Genomic DNA, 22,456 nt, shown 5'->3' with positions numbered 1-22,456 from the left:
AGCACTTGCCCCGATTGCGATTCCGGAATGACTTCGTGTATTTGTATATACAAGATCGGATCGGGGCACAGTTAACCGCCATTCAGGGATGTTGTCCAGGTAAAAAACCAGCCAGCGATTTTCCGGCGCCGCGCGAGATTGAAGCCAGCGATCTGCGTTGTCGTCCCAAGGTAGGTGTTTGCCCGCATCGTAGTGATAATTTCTTGATTGACTAGACAACGCGGTTTATCTTGATTTCTTGTATATACAACCATGCAATGCGCCAGATGCCGGCGTCCGGATAAGTCGCAGGTTGGGGGACGGTCAAGGGTTGTTCTGTCGAATTGCATCACCGCTACAGTCTCAGTTTCTTTGGAGAGCCAATGTCTTCAGCCGATTATCTGCAGGGTGCATGTGTGTGGAGTGGCGTCGAAATCCAGCAGAACCCTCGATGGGTCAAGGTGTTTCCTCCGGCAGTGCTGGACGGGATCGACGCCGCGGTCGACAAGTTGGGAGAGATCGACTGGAGCGAAGTCGACCGCGATAACTTTCCGCTGCCAGGCGCCGATGCATTCTTCGACGACGTGCGCGATGAACTGGAGAACGGCTCCGGGATGGTGAAGATCCGTGGCCTCGATGTCAGTCGTTATAGCCAGCAACAGTTGCGCCGCATCTGGTATGGATTGGGTCGTCATTTAGGGACGCCCATGTTTCAGAATCGCCGCGGTGAATTGATGCGGGAGATAAAAGACGAAGGTGCAGGAGTGGGCGTCAAGCTCTACGGCGCGACGGTGGACGCAGCGGGCAAGGAATTTCTTTCGTCGGGCGCGCGGACACTCTCGCCCGGAGAGTTGCGCTTTCACACGGACCGCTGCGACGTCGTGGGTTTGCTTTGTGTGCGTCAGGCGTCGGAAGGCGGCGTCAGCAAGCTCGCCAGCAGCGCGACTGTTTACAACGAGATGCGGCGGCTTCGGCCAGATCTCCATGCCCTGCTTTGCGCACCCATTCCGCGGAGCCGGTTTGGAGAGGAAGCGGGAGGGCAGCATGTGACTTACGATCTACCGGTTTTCGGTGTCCGGGACGGTAAGCTGACGAGTCACTTTTCGCTGACCTACATCGAGAATGCGCAACTGCTTTCCGGCGTCCGCAGATTGACCGGTTCCGAGCATGAGGCTATCCGGATGATGCTGGAGCTTGCCCAGAAACATTGCTTCGAGATGCGATTTGCGCCTGGCGACATCCAGCTTCTCAACAACCACGTCATCTATCACGGGCGCACGGCCTTTAAAGACGATGTGAGTACCGGCCAGGATCGAATGCTGATGAGGCTCTGGTTATCAGTGCCCAATTCGCGCGCGTTGCCTGAAGATCATGCGGTCCTTTGGGGGGATGTGTCGGGTGGCATGCCTCATGGCGGCATTGCGCAACCGGCGACGCCGTGCATGAGCTGAGCGGAAGGTACATGGATTTCGCACCGCTGTCGGGGTGGACAATCTGCAAGAACGTGTAGTCGGTCGTTGAAGGCGCTTCATTCCATAATCGAGGAGACAAAGATGACACAAATCAGAGGTCCTGGCGCAAAAGCACATGCAGGATGGCTTAATCGGGCTGCGGTTGCCTTCGTCTTGAGTGCTTTCACAGTCACCGCGTTCGCTGCATCGGACTTTGGGAAGTGCGAGGTAACGGGAGAAAAAGGTTCGGTCAAGTTGACGACCGTCGTCCCTGGAGCGCTTTCGGTACGACCGGTTCTCGGTGTGCCTGGATGGTGGAATGGCGATTCCCTCGACACGATCAAAGACGGATTCGAGTACTGCATGGCCGCTAACATGGCGTATCGCGCGGGCCTCGATCGAGTGATTCTTGTCAGTCGATCCTTTCAACAGATTCTGACGGGACAATCCCAGGGCTTTGATATCGCGTTGAGTGAAATCACCATCACCGACGCACGCAAGAAGGTGGTGAATTTCACTGAACCGTACTTCGACTCCGATCAGGGGATTCTTGTTAAGGCCGGCACCAAAGTCGACAAGAAGAGCCTGGGTACTCTGCGTTACGCGGTTGAGCGGGGAACCACGGCCTACGATTACATCGTTGAAAAAATCAAACCCGCCGAGCAGCCCAAAGTGTTCAACGATCCTCCTTCCATGTATACGGCACTGGCTGCGGGGCAAGTCGACGCAGTGATCTATGACACGCCGAACGTCCTTTTGCGCGCGAAGAACTCAAACGGCGCGCTGGAAGTTGCCGGGCGCTTCGACACAGGTGAAAGATGGGGCGGACTGGTTAACAAGGATTCTCCTAATCTCGCGGCATTCAACCAGTTGATCGAAGGTCTCAGGAAAGACGGCACGCTCGCACGACTGACCAGCAAATATCTGACTCCGGAGCTCGGCATGGATCCCACCAAACTGCCCGTGTTGACCCCTTAAGCGAGCCGAAACCATGAGCAACACAACGCAACAGACGAGCGACATTTTGCCGGGCGCTATCGGGAGCGGGCGACGTCTGAAGATGGGTGGCATTCCGTGCGTGCCCGTGTCACTGCTGCTTGCGTCAGTGTTGGCGGTATCCGTCGTCGTAGCAGGAAGTGGGTACACGATTGCCGTATTGCGTACCTTCTTCCTGTCAATCCAGTTCGATGGCGCCTCGACCAACGCCATCACCGTATTTCTGGCGCTGCTGTCGATAGTGATCGTCCTGCCGCTGGTTCGGGCACTTCGATGGTCCAGTGGTATCCGCGCCGCGGCTGCGCGCCAGGATCTGGTGCAGGCACGCGTTGCCCGCTCGGCGGCCAGAGACCAGTGCTTTATCACCCTGGGATATGCATTGGCGCAACTGGTCATGATTTTTGTGTTCCAGTTCCTTCTGGTCAACCATCAGGCGGTCGCCAGGACGTTTTTCCAGGTACCGTTGATGGTCAAGACGTTCCCATTGGTACTTTCCGCTTTCTGGATGAACGTGAAGATCTCGGTCGTAACAGAGATCCTGGTCCTGATCTGGGGATTGTTCGTGGCGCTCGCGATGTTCGCGCCGGGCATAGCGGGCAAACCCGTGCGTTTTATCGCAACCGCTTATGTCGATATCTTCCGTGCGGTTCCCGCGGTGCTGGTCATTTATCTGGTTGGCTTCGGGATTCCATTGACCGGTATACCGGTGCTTAAAGATCTTTCCCTCACGATCTTCGTCGTTGTCGCATTGACATTGACGGTAGGTGCCTACGTCGCGGAGATTTACCGCGCCGGAATTTTGAGCATCCACGGGAGCCAGCGTGCCGCGGCCCGCTCGCTCGGGTTGTCCCACTTTCAGACTTTGCGTTTCGTGATCATTCCACAGGGGATTCGACAGATTATTCCGCCACTGCTCAATTCCTTCATTTCCTTGCAGAAGGATACTGCGCTGGTTTCTGTCGTCGGGGTTATCGATTCATTCAACCAGTCGATGTTGATTGCGTCGAATTACTACAACCTCTCTGCTGTCAGCACGGTGGCTCTGCTTTTCATCGTCGTATCAATTCCACAGACCAGATTCGTGGAGCGGATGATGCGGCGCGATCGTGCACGTATGCGCGCCAGCGAAGTCTGAGGGAGACGATTCTGATGTCGTTCATTGACATTCGTGGCATCTCAAAGTCGTACGGTGAGGTGCCCGTTATAAAACGCCTGGCGATGACAGTCGAAGAGCATGACGTCGTCTGCCTGATTGGGCCGTCTGGTTCCGGAAAATCGACACTGCTGCGCTGTATCAATGGCCTTGAGTCGATTGACGATGGCGAAATACTGGTCCATGGAGACCGGATCACCGGTCCTGGTGTAGATGTGAACGCATTGCGTCGAGACATTGGCATTGTGTTTCAGGGCTATAACCTGTTTCCACACATGAGCGTCCTCGAGAACGTGACGCTAGCCCCGATCCGCGTTTTGAAGCAGCCCAGGGACGAGGCCGAAGAATGCGCCATGGCTCTGCTCAAACGCGTTGGCCTCGCACACAAGGCAAAGGAATATCCGGATCGGCTGTCAGGCGGCCAGCAGCAACGTGTGGCGATCGTGCGCGCATTGGCGATGGATCCGATGGTGTTGTTGCTCGATGAAATCACTTCCGCACTGGATCCCGAGCTTGTTTCTGAAGTCTTGAATCTCGTCCGGAATCTTGCGAGTGAAGGGATGACGATGCTGCTCGCAACGCACGAAATGGGTTTCGCACGAGAAGTATCGTCGAAGGTATGTTTTCTGTGCGACGGCTCCGTGTATGAAGAGGGATCGTCGGAACAGATTTTTGGCGAGCCTGAGCGTGACCGGACTCGTGCGTTCCTGAAGAGCATTCGTGAAGCGAAGCGTATCTAGCCGGTCTCCCCGGTCCGTTGTGGTTCAGGTCTCTCAGGCGCTGGGGAAAAGTATTGCGCGGAACAGTGCGCCCAGCGTGCGGTCGAGCCTTGCGCGTCGACGCAATTGCCACTTTGGCATCTGCCAGTGCTGCATTTGCCGAATGCAGAAAGTATTGGCGAGGCGCCCCTGAGGGCCAGCGCCACGCGGGCATGCATGGCGAACGTCAACCTCTAACTCCGGATACCTGCATTTTTTTAATTGTGCGGACGTGTGCCGTCTAAGATAAACAGACGCGCCGCGTGTCCGCCGTGTCGCGCCGCGCCTTCCCGTCCGTTCCGTCCAGTCCTGCCAGGGTTTTCCCACCCTGCGCACGTGCATGCGAGGTGATCGTATGAACCGCTTGTCCAGCGCCATTGCCGCGATAGAGCCGCATTACGAGGTCGTTGTCGTCGGGTCTGGTTACGGCGGCGCCATTGCCGCGAGCCGCATGGCGCGGGCGAAACGCAAGGTGTGCCTGCTCGAGCGCGGACGTGAATTCATGGCGGGCGAGTTTCCGGCGACACCGCTCGAAGGGATCGGGCAGGTGCAGTACAACACCGCGTTCAAACAGATCGGCTCGCCGCTCGCGCTACTGGAAGTACACCTCAACGCGGAAGTGAATGCTGTCGTCGGCTGCGGGCTTGGCGGCACGTCGCTCATCAATGCGAACGTCGCGCTGCATCCCGATCCGCGTCTGTGGGACGATCCGCGCTGGCCGGCCGCGGTGCGCAACGACAGGGACGGTCTCGACAAGGCGTACGCCCGCGCCGTCGCCATGCTGACTCCGTCGCCGGTGCCGCCGGACTATCCGCGTCTGCCGAAACTCGATGCGCTGGAACTGTCGGCGAAGGCGCTGGGCATGGAAGACCGTTTCTACCGGCCGCCGATCACCGTCACGTTTACGACCGGACCCAACGCGGCCGGCGTGCATCAGGAACGGTGCATCGGTTGCGGCGACTGCAATTCAGGCTGCAATCACGAAGCGAAGAATTCGACGCACATGAACTATCTGCCCGATGCCGTCGCGCACGGCGCGCAGATCTTCACGGGCGCGGCCGTACATTCCGTCGTTCGTGACAAGGCAACGCAGAAATGGATGGTGCGCTACCAGGTGGTCGACGTCGGCCGGGAAATCTATGATGCGCCCGATCTCTTCGTGCTGGCCGATCATGTGATCCTGTCGGCCGGCACGATCGGCTCGAGCGCGATTCTGCTGCGCTCCAAGCAGGCGGGGCTCAGCGTGTCGCCGCAACTCGGCCATCATTTCACCGGCAACGGCGACGTCCTCGCATTCGCGTTCAACACCGACACGGAAATCAACGGCGTCGGCTGGGGCACCCACAAGCCCGGCGACATCCCGCCAGTGGGCCCGACGATCTGCGGCATCATCGATCATCGCGACACGCCCAACGTGAAGGATGGCTTCGTGATCGAGGAAGGATCGCTCGCGGCGCCGATCGGCGGCATGATGATGGGCGTGCTCGGCGTCACCGCTCCGGTCGCCGGCGTGCGCGTGCCGGATCTGCCCGGAGAAGGCGCGCTCGACAGCGAAGCGCGCATTCTCGAAAGCGTGCTGCGCGGGCCGTATCGCGGCGCGATGCGCAACACGCAGACGTATCTCGTGATGGCCCACGACGACGAAAGCGGCGAGATTTCGGTCGAAGACGGCCGGCCGCGCATCAGCTGGCCGAATGCGGGCAAGCAGCCGATCTATGCGACCGTCGAACAATCGCTCGAAGACGCGAGCGTCGCGCTCGGTGGCGAATATGTGCGTAATCCGATCTCGCTCGATGCATTCAAGGACCGGCTCGTGACCGTGCATCCGCTTGGCGGATGCGGCATGGCCGAAGATGCCGCGAACGGCGTCGTCGATCAGGCCGGCCGCGTGTTCAGCGGCGCGGCGGGCAACGCGGTACACGACGGGCTCTACGTGATGGATGGCGCCGTGATGCCGATGTCGCTCGGCGTCAATCCGCTGCTGACGATTTCCGCGCTGGCCGAACGCAACTGCGTGCAACTGGCTACGTCACACGGCTGGACTATCGACTACGAATCGGCGGGCACGTCCGCGCCGCCGTCGCAACCGAAGGTCGGCATCCGCTTTACCGAAACGATGATCGGCGACTACACGCCCACTGGCGCGAAGAATGCCGTCAGGATGCAGTTCACGGCGACCATCAAGTCGGACGATCTCGACGACATGATGAAGAATCCGCAGCATCGTGCGGGCATCGCCGGCACGATGACGTGCGTTGCGTTGTCGGCGCAACCGCTCACGATCAGCGAGGGACGCTTTAACCTTTTCGTCGTCGACAAGGACAATGTCGACCGGCGCGACATGAATTACCGGATGACGCTCCAGTCCCTCGAAGGCAAAACGTACTACTTCTTCGGCCAGAAAATCATCACGCACACCTCGCTGCTCGAACTGTGGACGCAGACCAACACGCTCTACGGCCAGATGCGCGAATCGCCCGCCGAAGACGCGCCCGTCATCGGAACGGCGACGCTCATCATCACGTTCGAGAATTTCCTGAAACAGTCGCGCACCTACGACATCACCAACGCGCCCGACGCCGAAACGCGGCTCGCGTGGGCGGTGAAGTTCGGCAAATTCTTCAGCGGCGTGCTCTTTAACGAATATGGCGGCGTCGCCGCGCCGCTGCAATATTTCGACCCTGACGCGAAGCCGCGCGTGAAGCGGGCCTTGCGCGCACCCGTGCCGCAGGTTTCGTTCTTCAACACCGAAGACGGCAAGACGCTGCGGCTCACGCGTTTTCACGGCGGCAACAACGGGCCGGTTCTGCTGGTTCACGGCTCGGGTGTGTCGAGCCGTATCTATTCGACGGATCTCATCGATACGAATCTCGTCGAATTCCTGTGCGCCACGCAGCACGATGTATGGCTCGTCGATCTGCGCGTGAGTATCGAGCTGCCGGGTGCGCCCGACCCCACGACCGCCGACGCCGTCGCGCGATACGACGTCCCCGCTGCCGTCGCGAAAGTGCGCGAGCTGTCGGGCGCGGACAGCATCCAGATTTTCGCGCACTGCTTTGGCGCCGTGGCCTGCACGATGTCGCTGCTGTCGGGGTTGAAGGGCGTGCGTTCCGTGGTGCTCTCGCAGGTCTCCGCGCATCTCGTGCCCCCGCTGCCCGCGCGGATCAAGGCGGGCCTGCACCTGCCGGACATTCTCAAGCACATCGGCATCAAGGACATGACCGCGTACACGAAACGCGACACGTGGCCGAAGAATCTGATCGACGACGCACTGAAGTTCTATCCGGTGGAAGACGATGAAGAATGCACGAGCGCCGTGTGCCATCGCGCGACGTTCCTGTACGGGCTGCTCTACGAACACGCGCAACTCGACGACCTGCTGCATTCGAATCTGCAGGAACTGTTCGGCGTACACGACGTGGAACTCTTCGACCAGCTGGCCGAAATCGTCCGCAAGGGACACCTGGTTAGCGCCGATGGCGACGATATCTACATGCCGAATATCGCCCGCATGAACCTGCCGGTCGCGTTCATTCACGGTTCGGAGAACCGCGTTTATCTACCCGAGAGCACGGAGAAGACCTACAACCTGCTGGTCGACCAGTTCGGGCCGGATAACTTCGAGCGCCACATCATCAACGGATACGGCCACATCGACTGCATATTCGGCAAGCGGGCCGCGATCGATGTCTACCCGGTGATTGCACGGCATCTGCTAGCGCATTGAGCAAAATGCCCGATGCGCGAGCCGCGCTCGTGTCTAAAGAAGTTTGCCCGGATTCAGGATGCCGTTCGGGTCGAGTGCATGCTTGATCGCGCGCATCGCCGCAAGCTCCTCTGGCGAGCGCGAGATCGGCAGAAACTCGCGCTTGAGAAGCCCGACGCCATGTTCCGCCGACACCGAGCCGTTCAGCGGCCCCAGCATCTCGTAGACGAACGCGTAAATCGCATGATGTCCGACGCCCGGCACCGAATGACCGTCGACGGTCACATGCAGGTTCGAATCGCCGATATGGCCGAAGAAATATGAACGGTTGCCCGGCCATTTTCTGTCGAGCGCGGCACGACACTGGTCGACAAAGCGGCCGATCTCGCCGATCGAAAGGCTCACGTCGAAATTCACCGGGTCAAGCCGCGATGGAAACTCCGCGGTGCATTCGCGGATCGCCCACAACGCGCGCGCATCGGCGACCGATTGCGCGATCACCGCGTCGCGGATCGCGCGCGATTCCAGCGCATCGCCGAGCGCGGATGCGAAGCGCTGGCCGTCGTCGGCGGCATCGAAACTTGCATGTTCGATCAGCGCGTAAAGCGGATAAGCCTGCGCAAACGGTGAGCGCGCTTCAGCGGTCAGCGACACGCCAAAGTCGAAGAAATCCGGCCACATGATCTCGAACGCACCGATATCGTTGCCGAACCGCTTCGTCAGACGGCGCAGCAGGTCGACCGCCGCGTCGTAGCCATCGAGCGCGACGAGCGCCGTATGACGCGACGCACGCGGCGGATGCAGCTTCAGCACCGCGCGCGTGATGATGCCAAGCGTGCCTTCCGAGCCGATGAAAAGATGCTTGAGATCGTAGCCCGTGTTGTTCTTGACCATCCGGCTCATCGAAGTCAGCACCGTACCGGTTGCCAGCACGGCTTCGAGCCCCAGCACCTGCTCCCGAGCGGTGCCCGACTGGATCACGCGATTGCCGCCCGCGTTCGTCGCGAGATTGCCGCCGATCTGGCATGAACCGCGCGCGCCGAGATCGAGCGTCAGTTCGAAACCCGCCCGCGCCGCGGCATCCTGCGCGACCTGCAACGTGGTGCCCGCACGCACGGTCATCGTCGCCGACGCGACATCGACGTCCTCGACGCCGCTCATGCGGTCAAGCGAGATCGCGATATCGGCCGCGCGGGGAATCGCGCCGCCCGCAAGACCCGTCATGCCCCCTTGCGGCACGACGCTCTGATGCGCGTCGTTGCAGATCATCATCGCGCGCGCCACCTGCTGCGTCGTGCGCGGCAACAGCAGCGCCGCGGGACGCATCGGCGCGTGGCGCGTGTAGTCCGTCATCGACCGTTCGCCGATCTCGTCGCCGGTGCGTACCGCGTCGTCGCCGATTGCCTCGCGCAGCGCGTTGAGTGTCGCTGCCAGCGCTGCGTCGTGTTCCATCGTCATGCCGGTGTTCCCTGTGTTGCGTGTTTTTTCCGGTAGCCCATCGAATCGTTGATGCGCCCAAGGATGTAGTCGCCGGCTGCGACGGGTTCATACCGGCGTTCAGCTTCGCTCACACCCAGATCGTGCGGATCGACCCGCGCGCCATACGTCGGATCATAGAACGTCGCGATCGAATAGCGCTCGCGGCCCGACGCGTTGATCACGCGATGCAGCGTCGAGCGAAAGCGGTCGTTGGTCCAGCGTGCGAGCAGATCGCCGACATTGACGACGAAGCTGCCCGGAACCGGCGGCGCATCGACCCACGTGTCATTCGCGATTTCGCGCACCTGCAGGCCGCCCACCTGATCCTGCCACAACAGCGTGATGCAGCCGTAGTCGGTGTGCGGAGCGACGCCGAACTGGTCCGCACCGGACTGCGGCGGCTGCGGTGGGTAATACACCATCTGCGTGCGCTGCATGCGCTTCGTATAGCGCGACGCAAAGAAATCCTCGCTGATTCCAAGGCCGGCCGCCACCGCGCGCAGCAGGTCGGCGCCGCATGCGGCCACCGCCTCGTAATAGCCGTACAACACCGGACGCAGTTCCGGCATGAAGTCCGGCCAGTTGTTCGGACCGCGCAACGCCTGCCCCGCGCGCACATCGGGATCGTCCTCCGGCAACTCCAGCCCGATGCTGAAAAACTCCTTGTAGTCGGGCCGTTTCGCCTGATACATCGTGGCGTCGCCCAGCGCATTGAACCCGCGATGCCGCTGGTTCACCGCGGCGCGCCGCTTCGTTTCGACAGGAAACGCAAAGAACGTGCGCGCGGCGTGTTCCGCAGCATCGATCGCGGACTGCGGCACACTATGGTTCACGACGTAGAAGAAGCCGATCGTCGTGCAGGCGTCGTAGATCTCGCGGCCCACGCGCGCGAGTGTCCGCGGATCCTTACCGCCATGCAGGCCGGCGAGGTCGATGACCGGAATACGGGTGACAGGTGGCATCGCAACGCTCCGTGTAAGCCCGGCACGCACAGGCTGACGCCCAGGCGGGAAAAGACATCATGACTTCATCGTTGTATATACCGCCAAAAGCGCCTTCGCAAGGTGCAGCGCAATGCCGGGCAGCGGCCAATGATCAGACCTTCACACCGGCATGCGCTTTATTTTTTTCGCGCCAAAACTGCGGTATATACTGCCTCGCATGGCTCGCGTCGACCATCATCGCGCGACACCGCTTTGCCCACCGGAGAATCTCATGAGCATCCTTGCAGGCTGGAAGTGTCGTCTGATGGCGTTGACGTTGTGTGCCGCGAGCATCGGCAGCGCGTATGCGGACGATCAACTCGCGAAAGTGAAGAAGGCCGGCGAACTCGTCGTCGGCACGGAAATGCAGTTCGCGCCGTTCGATTTTCTCGAGAACGGCCAGCAGGCAGGCTTCAACAAGGACCTTTTCGCGGAGGTCGGCAAGGAACTCGGTGTGAAGGTCCGCTTCATCGACCTGCCCTGGCCAAGCGTGCTGCCGGGCCTCGAAGCCGGCAAGTTCGACATGGTCGGCGGCCCGCTGACGGTGACGAAAGCGCGCATGGAACGCTACACGTATACCCTTCCCATCGCCGACGCCACCGACGCGCTGCTCAAACGCGCGAACGACACGAGCCTCAAGCAGTCGTCGGATATCGCCGGCAAGACCGTCGGCGCGGGCAAGGGCTCGGCGCAGCTCGACCAGCTGAAGGTCTATGTGGCGACGCTGCCGAAGCCGCCTGAAATCCGCGAATACGTCGACAACAACCAGGCTTACGCCGACCTCGCCGCCGGCCGCATTGCGGCGGTCGCGAACTCGATGACGAACATCGCCTACGTCGCGAAACAGCGTCCGGAAGCCTTCGCTGTCGTCATGCCGCCGTTCGGCGCGAAAGTTTACTTCGCGTATTGCCTGCGCAAGGACGCGGACAGCAAGTCGCTCGCCGATGCATTCAATGCCGCGCTCGTGAAGATGCACGGCGACGGCCGTCTCACCGCGCTGCAAAAGAAGTGGTTCGGTGTCGCCATGGATGCGCCGACCACGATGCCCACGCCGAACTACTGATGCGCTGACGCAGTGCGCGGTGCGTGTCCGGGTCAAAAGACACAACGACACGGCACGCACCCCGCAACCAGACTTCGCTTGCAGGTGACATGTTCAGCACAACCGTCTTTGCACAGGGCCTGCCGCTGCTGCTTCATGCGGCGCTGGCCACCGTCGGAATCTCGCTGACCGGACTTCTGACCGGCTTCTTCGTTGCCGTGGGCGTCTGCTCGTCGCGGCTCTCCGCCCATCGCGCGGCCCGCATGTTCGGCGGCGCCTACGTGTTTTTCTTTCGCGGCGTCCCGATGCTGGTGCAGTTGCTGCTCGTCTATTACCTGCTGCCGTTCGTGGGTATCAACGTATCGCCGCTCGTCGCCGCGATCAGCACGGTCTCGCTCTGTTCGGCCTCGTATATCGCGGAGATTCTGCGCGGCGGCTTTCTCAGCATTCCGCCCGGACAGATCGAGGCCGCGCGGATGCTTGGCCTGTCGCCGCTCGACATGTTGCGGCGTATTCAGGTGCCGCAAGCGTTCCGCCTGACACTGCCTTCGCTCGTGAATGAAATGGTGCTGCTCATCAAGGCGTCGTCGCTGATCTCGGTGGTCGGCGTCGCTGAAATCACGCGCACGGCGCAGAATATCGCCGCCAGCACGTACCGGCCGCTCGAAGCGTACGTCGCTGCCGGGCTCATCTACTTCGTGATCTGCGGTGCGCTGTCGCTCGTCGCACACACCGCCGAACACCGTTTGCAGCACGCCTGAGGCCATCGCGATGCAGCAGTTCGATCCCACCGTCATCACGCACAATCTCCAGCCGATCGCAGCCGGGCTCCTCACCACGCTCGGCACGTGGGTCGCGGGCGTGCTGATCGGCCTCGTGCTCGGATTTGTCATCGCGGTCCTGCAACTCTTCGGCGGGCGCTGGATGCGTGGCGTGCTGCGCGCGTATATCGAACTCTTTCGCGGCACGCCGTTTCTCGTCCAGCTGTTTCTGCTCTATTACGGTGGCCCGTCGTTCGGCCTCACGCTCGAACCGATGACCGCCGGCGTGCTCGGTCTGGGTCTTTACGGAAGCGCCTATTTTGCAGAAGCTTTCCGCTCCGGCTTTCAGTCCATTCCGCGCGGCCATCTTGAAGCGGCATCTTGCCTTGGGCTTTCGCGCTGGCAAACGGTCGTGCGTATCCAGGTGCCGCAAATGCTGGTGCTGATCGTGCCCGCGCTGACGAATCTGATCATCGTGCTCAGCAAGGAAACCGCCGTGCTGTCGATCGTGACCGTGCCCGAACTCACGTTCGTGCTGACCGGCATCGGTTCGGCCACGTTCGCATTCGTCGAGACACTACTGGTGCTGTGCGTCTCCTATCTCGCGCTGGTCGAACTGACCTCGCGCGCGGGCATGTGGGCCGAGCACCGTCTCTCCCGTTTCATGGCATGAAACCTGGCGCGACACTGGACGTGAACATGAATGCAATGACCGACATGCCCTCTTCTCTTTCTTCGTCCGGTTCGTCACACACCACCGCCACGCCGCTCGTCCAGGTGCGCGACCTGCGCAAGCGCTTCGGCGAAAACGAAGTGCTGCGCGGCGTCGATCTCGACATCGGTAAATCCGAAGTGGTCTGCATCATCGGGCCGTCGGGTTCGGGCAAAAGCACGCTGCTGCGCTGTCTCGCCGCGCTCGAAACCTACGATCACGGCGACGTGCGCATCGAAGGCGAACTGCTCGGATACAGCGAACGCAACGGCAAACGCGTGCGCGCTTCGCAGGGCGAGATCAATCGCGTGCGGCGCAACGTCGGCATGGTGTTTCAGCAGTTCAATCTGTGGCCGCACATGACGGCGCTCGGCAACGTCATGGAAGCGCTGCGGCGCGTGCGCAACCTGTCGGGCGACGTGGCCCGCAAGCGGGCGCTCGCGATGCTCGACACGGTCGGTCTCGCGCACAAGGGCGACGCGTATCCGGCGAAGCTCTCCGGCGGCCAGCAGCAGCGCGTGGCGATTGCGCGCGCGCTCGCGATGGAGCCGCACATCATGCTGTTCGACGAGCCGACCTCCGCGCTCGATCCGGAACTCGTCGGCGAAGTGCTGCAGGTGATGAAACAGCTCGCGCGCGACGGCATGACGATGGCTGTCGTCACGCACGAGATGGGCTTCGCCGCGCAGGTGGCGGACAAGGTCGTCTTTATCGATGAGGGCCGCATTGCCGTCGAAGGCAATCCGCGTGACGTGTTCCATGATGCGCGGCAACCGCGTCTGCGGCAGTTCCTGCAGAACTACATCGACCGCAACGCGTTCTGGACTCAGGGCAGCACCGATGGAGAACCCGCGTGAGCAGCAACGCCTCGCGTAGCGGAAGCGCAAACGCCGCGGGCGCCACGGCCACGCGCTACGAACAGGTGAAGCGCCATATTCGCGACACGATCGAATCCGGTGCGCGCCAGCCAGGCGACCGCATTCCCTCGGAACTCGATCTCGTCGCATCGCTCGGCGTTTCGCGGATGACGGTCAATCGCGCGCTACGCGAACTCACGAGCGAAGGGTTGCTCACCCGTGTGTCCGGCGTCGGCACGTTTGTCGCCGAAGCGAAGCCGCAGTCGACGCTCCTCATGATCGCGCACATCGGCGACGAAATCCGTTCACGCGGCCACGACTACACCTGCGACACGCTACTCACGCAACGCGAGACCGCGCCGGCCGGCGTATCGAACGCGCTCGGGCTTGCGCCGGGCGCGTCGGTGTTTCATGTGATCTGCGTGCATCGCGAGAACGGCCTGCCGGTGCAGCTCGAAGACCGCTACGTGAACCCGGCGATCGCGCCTGACTTCATCCAGCAGGATTTCTCCGCCGTGCGGCCTTCGGAATATCTGTACGCGACCGTTCCGGCGCACGACATCGAACATATCGTCGACGCCGGACTGCCGACGCGCGCCGAAGCCGGGCTGCTCAAGATCGCGCTGGAAGAACCGTGCCTGACGCTCGTGCGGCGCACGTGGTCGAGCGGTATCGCCGTTACGTACGCACGCTTCGTGCATCCGGGATCGCGTTACCGGCTGGGTTGCCGGTTCACGCCCGATACGTCGCTACGTCAGGGATAAACGCTTCACACGTGCCCGGCCAGATGGAAACGCGAAGCCGGGTGCCACAGGCGCACCGACGTCGCGACGTCGTCGCCGACCCACGTCCTGCGCCACAGCATCAGGCACGGCTCGCCGATTTCCATCATCAGATGACGCCGCACGTTGGCATCCGGCTTTTGCGCGTAGATGCGAAACTCGGCCCGCTGGATCGGCGCGATGCGCACCATGTAGTGATTCGGCGTTTCGAGCGTGAAGTCCTGTTCGAGATACGCCGGGAACACCTTCGGGTTCACGAAGCGGTCTTCATACTGGATCGGCTCACCCTCCTCGGCGTGCACGATGCAGGAATGAAACGCGGGGCCCTCGTCAAGGCCAAGCGCTTCGAGCGAAAGCGGATCGTCGCCCGGTTCGAGCATCAGGAGGCGCGCCGTGTGACGGTGGCCGCGCGCGGCAATCTCGTCGGCGATATTGCGGATTTCCAGCACGGTCGATTCATAGCGCTGCGGCGCGACGAATGTGCCCGAGCCCTGCACGCGCGTGAGCACACGCTCGGTGGTGAGCTCGCGCAGCGCACGCGAAACCGTCATGCGCGCGACGCCGAATTCCTTCACCAGTTCGGTTTCGGATGGAATCAGCCCGCCCGGCTTCCATACGCCCTCCGAGATGCGCTTCACCACGTAACGCTTGATCTGCTCATAGGCAGGCAGCGCCTTCATCGATACGGCTGCGTGCGCGCTGTCCGTCCGGTCCTCTTTTAGTTCTGTGCTTTCGTTCAGATTCACGTCGACCTCGTGGGTTGTACGCAAGTGCCGGCGGACGAGCCGGTTGGGCCGCCGCCATGTCAATCCGGTGGCTCACGACGGGCTCTATCAGCCCGCGCTAGCCACCGAATGAGGATCGTTCGCCGCGATGTTAGCAGTGTCGGAGGTGGCGATGTCCGTATTGCTGGCAAACGTGAACGCAGCGTCGTCCGTGGGCGGCGTGGCGAGTTTGCCCGGCGTCGGGAAAAGCGGTGGTGCGGTCTCCGCGATCAGGTGGAACGCGGCAGCGATGTCGCCGGCAAGCGGACGGTCGTCGCGGTACGTCGGCACGAGACTGCGTACCCGGCGCCACAGCGCGTCGGTATGCGGCGCGCGGGCGGCGGCGATGGTTTGCAGGTCGTAGGCCTGCGCCGCCGCCAGCAGTTCGATCGCGACGATACGGCCCGCGTTGTCGACGATTTCCAGCGTCTTCAGCGCGGCCGGCGTCGCGTGACACAAATGATCCTCCTGCAGCCCGGACGTAATGCCGCCGTCGAGACTCGCGGGTGCCGCGAGTCGCCGGTTCTGCGCGACGAGCGAAGCCGCCGTGTACTGCGCGATCATGAAGCCGGAGCACGTGCCGCCCGGCTCCGCGAGAAACGCAGGCAGACCGCTTACGAGCGGATTGACGAGCCGGTCGAGACGACGCTCGGCCATCGCCGCGACCTGCGCGATCGCGGTGGCGAGGCTGTCCATGGCGAGCGCGATCGAGGCGCCCACCGCGTGCGCCTGCGAATACACGCGCGGCGCTTCGGGCGTGCCGGCGACGATCGGGTTATCGGTGATCGAGGCGAGTTCGCGATTGACGACATCCGCCGTGGCAACGAGCACGTCACGCGCCGCGCCGTGCACATGCGGGATGGTCCGCATGCTGAGCGGATCCTGCGTGTGCCGCCCGATGACCGCCGCGAGAATGCCGCTGTCGGCGAGCGCATTGCGCATCCGTTCGCCGACGACGTTCAGCCCCGGCGAAACGCGCAACGCGAGCGAATCGGCGTCGAACGCGGCGAGTTGCCCATGCAGGTTCTCGAAGCTCATCGCCGCGACGGCGTCGGTCCAGTCGAGCAGACGTTCGGCCCGTGCAAGCGCCAGCGCGGCGAGACCCGTGACGCAGGGCGTGCCGTTGACGAGACACAAGCCCTCTTTCGCTTCGAGCACGAGCGGTTCGCGCCCGAGCCGGCGCAGCGCCTCGCGGCCGCTGATGCGCTCGCCGCGATGCCGCGCGTGCCCTTCGCCGATGCACACCAGCGCGATGTGCGCCATGTGGCTCAGATAACCGACCGAGCCGAAAGCCGGCACTTCAGGCAGGCAGTCGGCATCGAGCAGCGCGACGAGCTGGTCGGCGACTTCGAGGCGAATGCCGGAATGGCCGTGCGCGAAATTGTTGACGGCCGCCGCGATGATCGCGCGCGTTTCCGCGACGCCGAGCGGTGCGCCCACGCCCACTGCGTGGCTCATCAGGATATTGCGTGACAGCGTGCGCTGCTCGGAGGGCGAAACGATCACATCGCACAACGCGCCGACACCAGTGTTCACGCCATACGCGCGAATCCCGCGCTCGACGATCTGCTCGACGAGCACGCGCGCCGCGGCAATGCGGGCGCGCGCATCGGCGGAAAGTACCAGTGGCTCGCCGGCGGCAATCGCGGCAACCTGATGCCAGTCGAGAGGACGATCGGAACGGATAACAGCCATGATTTCGCTCAGTTTGCAGTACGGTGATGGTGGCTCGAAACGAACTGCTTGAAGCGCTCGGATTTGAGTTCGCCGAAAACTTCGTCGGGCGTGCCGTCGGCTTCGACCTGCCCTTGATGCAGGAACATCACGCGATTCGACACGTGCCGCGCGAAACCCATTTCGTGCGTGACCACCAGCATCGTGCGACCTTCTTCAGCAAGTGAACGCATCACGCGCAGCACTTCGCCGACCAGTTCCGGATCGAGCGCCGAAGTCGGTTCGTCGAACAGCATGACCTTCGGATGCATGGCGAGCGCGCGTGCGATCGCGACGCGCTGCTGCTGGCCGCCCGACAGGTGCGCCGGATAGTGGCTGCGCTTTTCCGAGAGACCCACCTTCGCAAGCAGCGCCTCGGCCTCTTCGACCGATTCGGCGCGCGTGCGCTTCAGCACGCGCATCGGGCCTTCGATCAGGTTTTCGAGCACCGTCATGTGCGACCAGAGGTTGAAGTTCTGGAACACCATGCCGAGCTGCGAACGGATCCGGTCCACCTGACGCCGGTCGCGCGGCTGCAGTTTGCCGTCGCTGCGACGCTTCATTTCCAGTTCTTCGCCGGCGAGCGATACCGAACCGTCGTCCGGTGTTTCGAGCAGGTTCAGGCAGCGCAGAAACGTGCTCTTGCCCGAACCGCTCGCGCCGAGGATCGAGATCACGTCGCCCTCGTGCGCATCGAGCGAGATGCCCTTGAGCACATGATGCTCGCCAAACGACTTGTGAATGTTCTTGACCGACAATGCAACGGGTGCCGTAGCGTTCATGTGATTCTCCAGAATGACTGCCGTTCAGGGTGCGGCACTTCAGGGTGCGGCACGGCGGGCTTCGCTGGTGGCGGAAACCGGGCGCGGCGCGGCTGCGGCCGGCGCCTCGCGCAGATGGTGCGACAGGCGGCGTTCAAGCAGACCGAGCAGACGCACGATGACGAAGTTAAGGAACAGATAGATCAGCGCCGCGCAGATGAACACTTCGGTCGTTCGGTAGGTCTGCTGGATGATCTGCTGCGCGACGCCCGTCACTTCCCACACGGTGACGAGACTCGCCAGCGCGGTCGACTTGACGAGCAGCACGGCTTCGGTCGAATACGCGGGCAGGCATTGACGCAGCGCGATCGGGCCGATCACGCGGCGCAGCAGCGCGAAACCCGAGAGGCCGATCGAATAGCCCGCCTCGATCTGTCCGACCGGCACGGCGATCAGGCCGCCGCGAATGATTTCCGCCGTATAACCCGCGGTACACAGCGCGAGCGAGAGCACCGCGCACATGTATGGCTCACGCAGCAGCGGCCAGATGAAACTCTCGCGGATCACGCCGAACTGGCCGAGCCCGTAGTACACGAGGAACATCTGGATCAGCAGCGGCGAGCCGCGAAACACGAGGATATAGCCGCGCGCGAAACGGTTCGGCAGCCAGTGCGACGACACGCGCATCGTCACGATCACGAGCGAAAGCAGTCCGCCCAGCACGAGCGACGAAAAGAACAGGCCGAGCGTGACCGGAACGGCGCCGAGCAGCTGGCGCAGCGTGTCGAAAAGAAAATCGAAGTCGAGATGCATGATGGCGGCGTCCTGTCAGTTGCGCGCGAAGTTGCGCTTGAACGACCGGCCGACCCGCGCTTCCGCACGGTTGAAGACGCGGTTCGAGATGCCTGTCATCAGCAGATACAGCGCACCGCCCACGACGAAGAACGTGAAATATTGATGTGTCGATCCCGCTGCGATCTGGCTCGCGCGCAGCAGTTCGGCGAGCCCCGTGACGGAGATCAGCGCCGAGTCCTTGAGGCTCAGCTGCCATACGTTGCCGATGCCCGGCAGCGCGAAGCGCAGCACTTGCGGAATCAGGATGCGGCGCGCGACCAGCGCGGTCGGCATGCCGGTGGCGCGGGCCGCCTCGAGTTCGCCCTTCGACACCGCCAGCACCGCCGAGCGGTAGACCTCCGCCTGATACGCGCCGGAAATCATGCCGACGGCCAGCGCGCCGATGACGAACGGCGGCACGCCGACGAAGCCTTCCGCGCCGAACCACTGACCGATTGTGGTGACGAGCGTCGAGCCGCCGAAGTAGAACAGATAGATGACGAGGAGTTCGGGCACGCCGCGAAACACCGTCGTGTAGAAATCGCCGGTCACGCGCAACGTGCGATAGCGCGACAGTTTGGCCGCGGCGACAAACCCGCCGAACACGGCGCCCACTGCAAGCGCGGCGAGCGTCAGCGCGACTGTCATCAACGCCGCGAGCAGCAACACGCCGCCCCAGCCCTCCGGCCCGAAGCCGAGCATTCCGATCAGAGCCATTCGCTACTCCTCAACCTGTACCATCGATGAACCGGTGGTTCGCGTGCCACACCTGCCGGGCGAACCGTTACAGCGATACTGCATGCGGGCGCCGCCCGCCGTGACCGAGGCGGCGCGGCGCGGTCATGCCGGCCAGGAACTCAGGGCGTGACGTCGGTCTTGAACCATTTTTCGGCCAGCTTTTTCACCGTGCCGTCCGCGAGCGCGGCGCTGATTGCCGTGTCGAACTTCGCTCTCAGGTCGGCGTCCTGCTTGCGGAACGCGAGGCCTTCACCCGGACCCCAGATCGGGCCGCCGATCTTCGGTCCAGCCAGCATGATCGATGCGTTTTCTTTCTTGTCGCTGTTCGCGACGTAGTACGTCACGTCGTCAAACGATGCGTCGATGCGGCCCGCGACCAGATCCAGATCGCGTTCCGGCGAAGTCTTGTAGACGCGGATCGTGGCGATGTCCTTGAAGCCGTCGTTGATGAACTTCGTATAGACGGTGCCCGACTGGATACCGATCGTCCTGCCCTTCAGCAGCTTGCGCAGTGCGTCGACGGTCGGCTGGTCGGTTTTCGGGTCGCCCGTCAGCTTGATGGCCGCCGCCGTGGGCGATGCCTTCGGCAGCACCTTCGGGTCGGTCACGGCGAACGTGGCGGGCGTCGCGGCGTACGGCCGCGAGAAGGCAAGGATCTTTTCGCGCTCAGGCGTGATCGAGATCGCGTCCATCAGCACGTCGAACTTGCCGGCCTGCAGACCGGGAATCATGCCGTCCCAGTCCTGGGCGACGAGGTTGCATTGAATCTTGACGCGGGTGCACAGGTTCGCGACCAGTTCCGGTTCGAAGCCGCCCAGCTTGCCGCCTGGCAGCGTCAGGTTCCACGGCGCGTAACCGCCTTCGAGTGCGACCGTGACGGACTTCCATTCCTTCGCCTGCACGGGTGCCGCGATTGCCGCCGCGGTGCAGAGAACTGCGCCAACCAATGCCTTTGCCAACGTAGTGCGCTTGACCTTCACGTCGAATCTCCATGGATTGAGGAACCACCGGCTCACCTGACAAGCGATTACCCGCCCGGCGAATTTGTATAGACAAGTCTGCACGAGACAAAAAGCAGTCGCAAGAAAATTTGTCGAAAAACCGCCAGATGTTCGGGTAAGCCCTATATATCAAGGCTTTCAGAGGCGCTTCCAGGAGGAAATCTGCCTGCGGGCAGTGAGGATATTCGCGCTGCAATGGGGCATTTTGTCTAGACAGGTTGGTGCAGGCTCACTCGCCCGTGCTTCAAGCTGGCGCACCCGCGCGTGCGTCTTGTCGTTCATGCCGACGCCAGCGCAATCGCTACCGATTCACCGGTTCACCATACGCCCGGCACCAGCCGGTATCTGACGCGCGCGGCGTAGTCCGCATAGCCGGGCAACTGCGTGGCGAGCGTGCGCTCTTCCATCACGGCGCGCCAGCCGATGCCGGCCACCAGCACCGGCAGGCACGCGAGCCCGCACCAGGAGCCGAGTAGCAGTGGTGAGCCGACGAAAAACAGGATCGCCGCCGCATACATCGGGTGGCGCACCCACGCATACGGGCCGGTGTCGCAGACCCGATGTCCGCGTGCGGCCTGCACCTTGACGACGGGCGCGGCGAAGCTGTTCGCACGGAACACGTACCCCGTCATCCAGACGCACAGAAACATCGCGATCGCGCCGGCAACGTGCAGCCATGCCGGCATGGACGACCACTGCCAGCGTCGTGCATCGAGCGCCATCAGCACGAGCCACGCACACCACACGATCGCGACGGCGGCCATGAAGCACTTGTCCCAGGCGCTCTGGTCGTGCTGCACGAACGGCTTGAGCCGCTCTTCGAGCAGACCGGGATCGTCCCGTGCGAGCCGCAGGCCGATCCACAACCCGAGCGCCCCCATCTCAACCAGGTAACACCATGCCGCCGGCCACGCCCACGTGCCGGCCGCGACGAACATCAGCACGCCCATGCCCACGAGCCACAGCACGGTCTGGACAATGAGCCGCGTGATCATGGTTTCAGGCGCCTATGTGCGCGCCGCGCGCCCTTTCACGCGCCCGAACACGGCCGCGATATCGATATCGCCCGTATCGATGCCGAAAAGGCCGCGCAGCACGTCGGCGAGCTCGCTCGCATCGCCGATCTGCCGTTCGGTCACGTGGCCCGTTTTCGTGCGCACAGTCAGGCGATCGTCGAAGAGATTCGCGCGGCCTTCCGGCACGACCCGCGTCACCACGAGATCCGTCGTGAAGAACGACGTCGGATACGTCGACGTGTACCAGTTGCCTACTTCGTAATCGATCCATTCGACGCGGTTCAGATCGAAGCGATACACCTTCGCCCAGGTGTCGCCGGTTTGCAGTTCGAGATCGAACGCACCGTGCGATGCATTTGCGAGCCGGAACGCTTCGAGCGTGGTCTGCTGCACTTCGTCCGCGATCAGGCGCAGCGGCGACGTCAGTGTCGCCGAGCCGAAGCCGACATCGGCTATCCACGGCTCGCCGTCGAGATCGACGCGCATCAGCATGTGCGTGCGCGCCGGCACGGCGTCCGGATCGCGGCCCCACAACACGCGCGCGATCAGCGGTGTCACGGCAAAACCGAGCTGCATCAGCGCGTGCGCGAACAGCCGGTTCTGCTCGAAGCAGTAACCGCCGCGACGGCGCACCACCAGCTTGTCGACCACGTCCTCCAGTTCGAGCGAGACACGGCGGCCCGTCAGCGGATCGAGGTTTTCGAATGGGATCGCGTGCGCGTGCAGACGCTGCACGTCGCTCAGGACATCGAGCGTCGGCGTTCGCGGGCCGGCGTAGCCGATCCGCGCGAAATAGCGGTCGAGATCGAGTGAAGGGGTCATCGAGGGCTCCTGCCGGGTCGCATCGAAATCAGGATCAGAACGTAAGCGAAAGCCACGCGGGCAGAGTCGAATGGACGCGCTGCGCAAGCAATCTTAACGCCGCGCAACGTCGCGCGCTGGGCGGTTTTCGATACGCACCGCGCGCCGC

20 protein-coding genes are annotated in these 22,456 nt (G+C 62.6%); 10 read left to right on the top strand and 10 right to left on the bottom strand.

What is annotated here, in order from left to right; translation table 11 throughout:
* The first annotated feature begins 362 nt into the window (after nucleotides 1–362).
* The 5 genes from LPA37_RS09705 (at nucleotide 363) to LPA37_RS09685 (ending at nucleotide 8,064) form a co-directional block, all read left to right on the top strand.
* Nucleotides 363–1,430 (top strand): TauD/TfdA family dioxygenase, encoded by a 1,068-nt coding sequence (locus tag LPA37_RS09705; protein ID WP_228981741.1) that lies wholly within the window; start codon nucleotides 363–365, stop codon nucleotides 1,428–1,430.
* A gap of 102 nt (nucleotides 1,431–1,532) precedes the next feature.
* On the top strand, nucleotides 1,533–2,408 hold the full coding sequence (locus LPA37_RS09700) for an ABC transporter substrate-binding protein (protein ID WP_229012415.1): 876 nt from the start codon (nucleotides 1,533–1,535) through the stop codon (nucleotides 2,406–2,408).
* Between the two features lie 13 nt (nucleotides 2,409–2,421).
* Nucleotides 2,422–3,561: an amino acid ABC transporter permease gene (locus LPA37_RS09695; RefSeq protein WP_228981736.1), complete on the top strand. Its 1,140-nt coding sequence runs from the start codon at nucleotides 2,422–2,424 to the stop codon at nucleotides 3,559–3,561.
* A gap of 14 nt (nucleotides 3,562–3,575) precedes the next feature.
* Complete coding sequence (locus LPA37_RS09690) at nucleotides 3,576–4,319, top strand: amino acid ABC transporter ATP-binding protein (RefSeq protein ID WP_228981734.1); 744 nt, start codon at nucleotides 3,576–3,578, stop codon at nucleotides 4,317–4,319.
* A gap of 373 nt (nucleotides 4,320–4,692) precedes the next feature.
* The gene (locus tag LPA37_RS09685; protein ID WP_229012414.1) at nucleotides 4,693–8,064 is read left to right on the top strand and encodes an alpha/beta fold hydrolase; all 3,372 of its coding nucleotides are present in this window, start codon (nucleotides 4,693–4,695) and stop codon (nucleotides 8,062–8,064) included.
* 33 nt (nucleotides 8,065–8,097) lie between these two features.
* Here LPA37_RS09685 and LPA37_RS09680 read toward each other — a convergent pair whose 3' ends face one another.
* Together LPA37_RS09680 and LPA37_RS09675 are read right to left on the bottom strand one after the other, a co-directional pair.
* Entirely contained in the window at nucleotides 8,098–9,501 is a 1,404-nt protein-coding gene (locus LPA37_RS09680; RefSeq protein ID WP_229012413.1) for an FAD-binding oxidoreductase, read from the bottom strand.
* Complete coding sequence (locus LPA37_RS09675) at nucleotides 9,498–10,484, bottom strand: isopenicillin N synthase family dioxygenase (RefSeq protein ID WP_228981729.1); 987 nt, start codon at nucleotides 10,482–10,484, stop codon at nucleotides 9,498–9,500. Before LPA37_RS09675 ends, LPA37_RS09680 begins: the two co-directional genes overlap by 4 nt.
* A 253-nt stretch (nucleotides 10,485–10,737) precedes the next feature.
* Here LPA37_RS09675 and LPA37_RS09670 point away from each other — a divergent pair, with 253 nt between their 5' ends.
* The 5 genes from LPA37_RS09670 to hutC (LPA37_RS09650) all read left to right on the top strand — a co-directional run bounded on the left by LPA37_RS09670 (nucleotide 10,738) and on the right by hutC (LPA37_RS09650) (nucleotide 14,641).
* Nucleotides 10,738–11,568, top strand: a complete 831-nt coding sequence (locus LPA37_RS09670) for a transporter substrate-binding domain-containing protein (RefSeq protein ID WP_229012412.1) — start codon at nucleotides 10,738–10,740, stop codon at nucleotides 11,566–11,568.
* Nucleotides 11,569–11,657: 89 nt separating this feature from the next.
* Nucleotides 11,658–12,308 carry an amino acid ABC transporter permease gene (locus tag LPA37_RS09665; RefSeq protein WP_229012411.1) on the top strand — a complete coding sequence of 217 codons (651 nt, stop codon included), beginning with the start codon at nucleotides 11,658–11,660 and terminating at the stop codon, nucleotides 12,306–12,308.
* Nucleotides 12,309–12,318: 10 nt separating this feature from the next.
* Nucleotides 12,319–12,981 (top strand): amino acid ABC transporter permease, encoded by a 663-nt coding sequence (locus LPA37_RS09660; RefSeq protein WP_229012410.1) that lies wholly within the window; start codon nucleotides 12,319–12,321, stop codon nucleotides 12,979–12,981.
* 26 nt (nucleotides 12,982–13,007) lie between these two features.
* The gene (locus LPA37_RS09655; protein WP_324251763.1) at nucleotides 13,008–13,877 is read left to right on the top strand and encodes an amino acid ABC transporter ATP-binding protein; all 870 of its coding nucleotides are present in this window, start codon (nucleotides 13,008–13,010) and stop codon (nucleotides 13,875–13,877) included.
* A complete protein-coding gene (gene hutC, locus LPA37_RS09650; protein ID WP_228981721.1) occupies nucleotides 13,874–14,641 on the top strand; it encodes a histidine utilization repressor in 768 nt (255 codons plus the stop codon). Before LPA37_RS09655 ends, hutC (LPA37_RS09650) begins: the two co-directional genes overlap by 4 nt.
* 5 nt (nucleotides 14,642–14,646) lie before the next feature.
* Here the strand turns inward: hutC (LPA37_RS09650) and hutC (LPA37_RS09645) are convergent, their stop codons facing one another.
* From hutC (LPA37_RS09645) to LPA37_RS09610, 8 genes are all read right to left on the bottom strand, one after another.
* Complete coding sequence (hutC, locus tag LPA37_RS09645) at nucleotides 14,647–15,339, bottom strand: histidine utilization repressor (RefSeq protein ID WP_228981855.1); 693 nt, start codon at nucleotides 15,337–15,339, stop codon at nucleotides 14,647–14,649.
* 153 nt (nucleotides 15,340–15,492) lie between these two features.
* Nucleotides 15,493–17,118, bottom strand: coding sequence for an HAL/PAL/TAL family ammonia-lyase (locus tag LPA37_RS09640; protein ID WP_228981718.1), 1,626 nt, complete (start codon nucleotides 17,116–17,118; stop codon nucleotides 15,493–15,495).
* Nucleotides 17,119–17,126: 8 nt separating this feature from the next.
* Entirely contained in the window at nucleotides 17,127–17,918 is a 792-nt protein-coding gene (locus LPA37_RS09635; protein WP_229012409.1) for an ABC transporter ATP-binding protein, read from the bottom strand.
* Between the two features lie 39 nt (nucleotides 17,919–17,957).
* Nucleotides 17,958–18,710, bottom strand: coding sequence for an ABC transporter permease (locus LPA37_RS09630; protein WP_229012408.1), 753 nt, complete (start codon nucleotides 18,708–18,710; stop codon nucleotides 17,958–17,960).
* A 15-nt stretch (nucleotides 18,711–18,725) separates the two neighbouring features.
* On the bottom strand, nucleotides 18,726–19,448 hold the full coding sequence (locus tag LPA37_RS09625) for an ABC transporter permease (RefSeq protein ID WP_228981712.1): 723 nt from the start codon (nucleotides 19,446–19,448) through the stop codon (nucleotides 18,726–18,728).
* Between the two features lie 140 nt (nucleotides 19,449–19,588).
* The gene (locus tag LPA37_RS09620; protein WP_228981710.1) at nucleotides 19,589–20,449 is read right to left on the bottom strand and encodes a transporter substrate-binding domain-containing protein; all 861 of its coding nucleotides are present in this window, start codon (nucleotides 20,447–20,449) and stop codon (nucleotides 19,589–19,591) included.
* 338 nt (nucleotides 20,450–20,787) lie between these two features.
* Nucleotides 20,788–21,465, bottom strand: coding sequence for a methyltransferase family protein (locus LPA37_RS09615; protein ID WP_228981709.1), 678 nt, complete (start codon nucleotides 21,463–21,465; stop codon nucleotides 20,788–20,790).
* Nucleotides 21,466–21,477: 12 nt separating this feature from the next.
* Complete coding sequence (locus LPA37_RS09610) at nucleotides 21,478–22,308, bottom strand: arylamine N-acetyltransferase family protein (RefSeq protein ID WP_228981708.1); 831 nt, start codon at nucleotides 22,306–22,308, stop codon at nucleotides 21,478–21,480.
* Between the last annotated feature and the right edge of the window lie 148 nt (nucleotides 22,309–22,456).

The sequence above is a fragment of the Paraburkholderia gardini genome, assembly GCF_907164545.1.
Lineage (GTDB): Bacteria > Pseudomonadota > Gammaproteobacteria > Burkholderiales > Burkholderiaceae > Paraburkholderia > Paraburkholderia gardini.
Note: the sequence above shows the minus strand (reverse complement) of the source record. Positions and strands in the feature narration are given on the sequence as shown.

Coding starts and splice junctions, on each gene's coding strand:
- LPA37_RS09705 (WP_228981741.1), top strand. CDS start 363: ATGTCTTCAGCCGATTATCTGCAGGGTGCATGTGTGTGGAGTGGCGTC.
- LPA37_RS09700 (WP_229012415.1), top strand. CDS start 1,533: ATGACACAAATCAGAGGTCCTGGCGCAAAAGCACATGCAGGATGGCTT.
- LPA37_RS09695 (WP_228981736.1), top strand. CDS start 2,422: ATGAGCAACACAACGCAACAGACGAGCGACATTTTGCCGGGCGCTATC.
- LPA37_RS09690 (WP_228981734.1), top strand. CDS start 3,576: ATGTCGTTCATTGACATTCGTGGCATCTCAAAGTCGTACGGTGAGGTG.
- LPA37_RS09685 (WP_229012414.1), top strand. CDS start 4,693: ATGAACCGCTTGTCCAGCGCCATTGCCGCGATAGAGCCGCATTACGAG.
- LPA37_RS09680 (WP_229012413.1), bottom strand. CDS start 9,501: ATGACGATGGAACACGACGCAGCGCTGGCAGCGACACTCAACGCGCTG.
- LPA37_RS09675 (WP_228981729.1), bottom strand. CDS start 10,484: ATGCCACCTGTCACCCGTATTCCGGTCATCGACCTCGCCGGCCTGCAT.
- LPA37_RS09670 (WP_229012412.1), top strand. CDS start 10,738: ATGAGCATCCTTGCAGGCTGGAAGTGTCGTCTGATGGCGTTGACGTTG.
- LPA37_RS09665 (WP_229012411.1), top strand. CDS start 11,658: ATGTTCAGCACAACCGTCTTTGCACAGGGCCTGCCGCTGCTGCTTCAT.
- LPA37_RS09660 (WP_229012410.1), top strand. CDS start 12,319: ATGCAGCAGTTCGATCCCACCGTCATCACGCACAATCTCCAGCCGATC.
- LPA37_RS09655 (WP_324251763.1), top strand. CDS start 13,008: ATGAATGCAATGACCGACATGCCCTCTTCTCTTTCTTCGTCCGGTTCG.
- hutC (WP_228981855.1), bottom strand. CDS start 15,339: ATGAAGGCGCTGCCTGCCTATGAGCAGATCAAGCGTTACGTGGTGAAG.
- LPA37_RS09640 (WP_228981718.1), bottom strand. CDS start 17,118: ATGGCTGTTATCCGTTCCGATCGTCCTCTCGACTGGCATCAGGTTGCC.
- LPA37_RS09635 (WP_229012409.1), bottom strand. CDS start 17,918: ATGAACGCTACGGCACCCGTTGCATTGTCGGTCAAGAACATTCACAAG.
- LPA37_RS09630 (WP_229012408.1), bottom strand. CDS start 18,710: ATGCATCTCGACTTCGATTTTCTTTTCGACACGCTGCGCCAGCTGCTC.
- LPA37_RS09625 (WP_228981712.1), bottom strand. CDS start 19,448: ATGGCTCTGATCGGAATGCTCGGCTTCGGGCCGGAGGGCTGGGGCGGC.
- LPA37_RS09615 (WP_228981709.1), bottom strand. CDS start 21,465: ATGATCACGCGGCTCATTGTCCAGACCGTGCTGTGGCTCGTGGGCATG.
- LPA37_RS09610 (WP_228981708.1), bottom strand. CDS start 22,308: ATGACCCCTTCACTCGATCTCGACCGCTATTTCGCGCGGATCGGCTAC.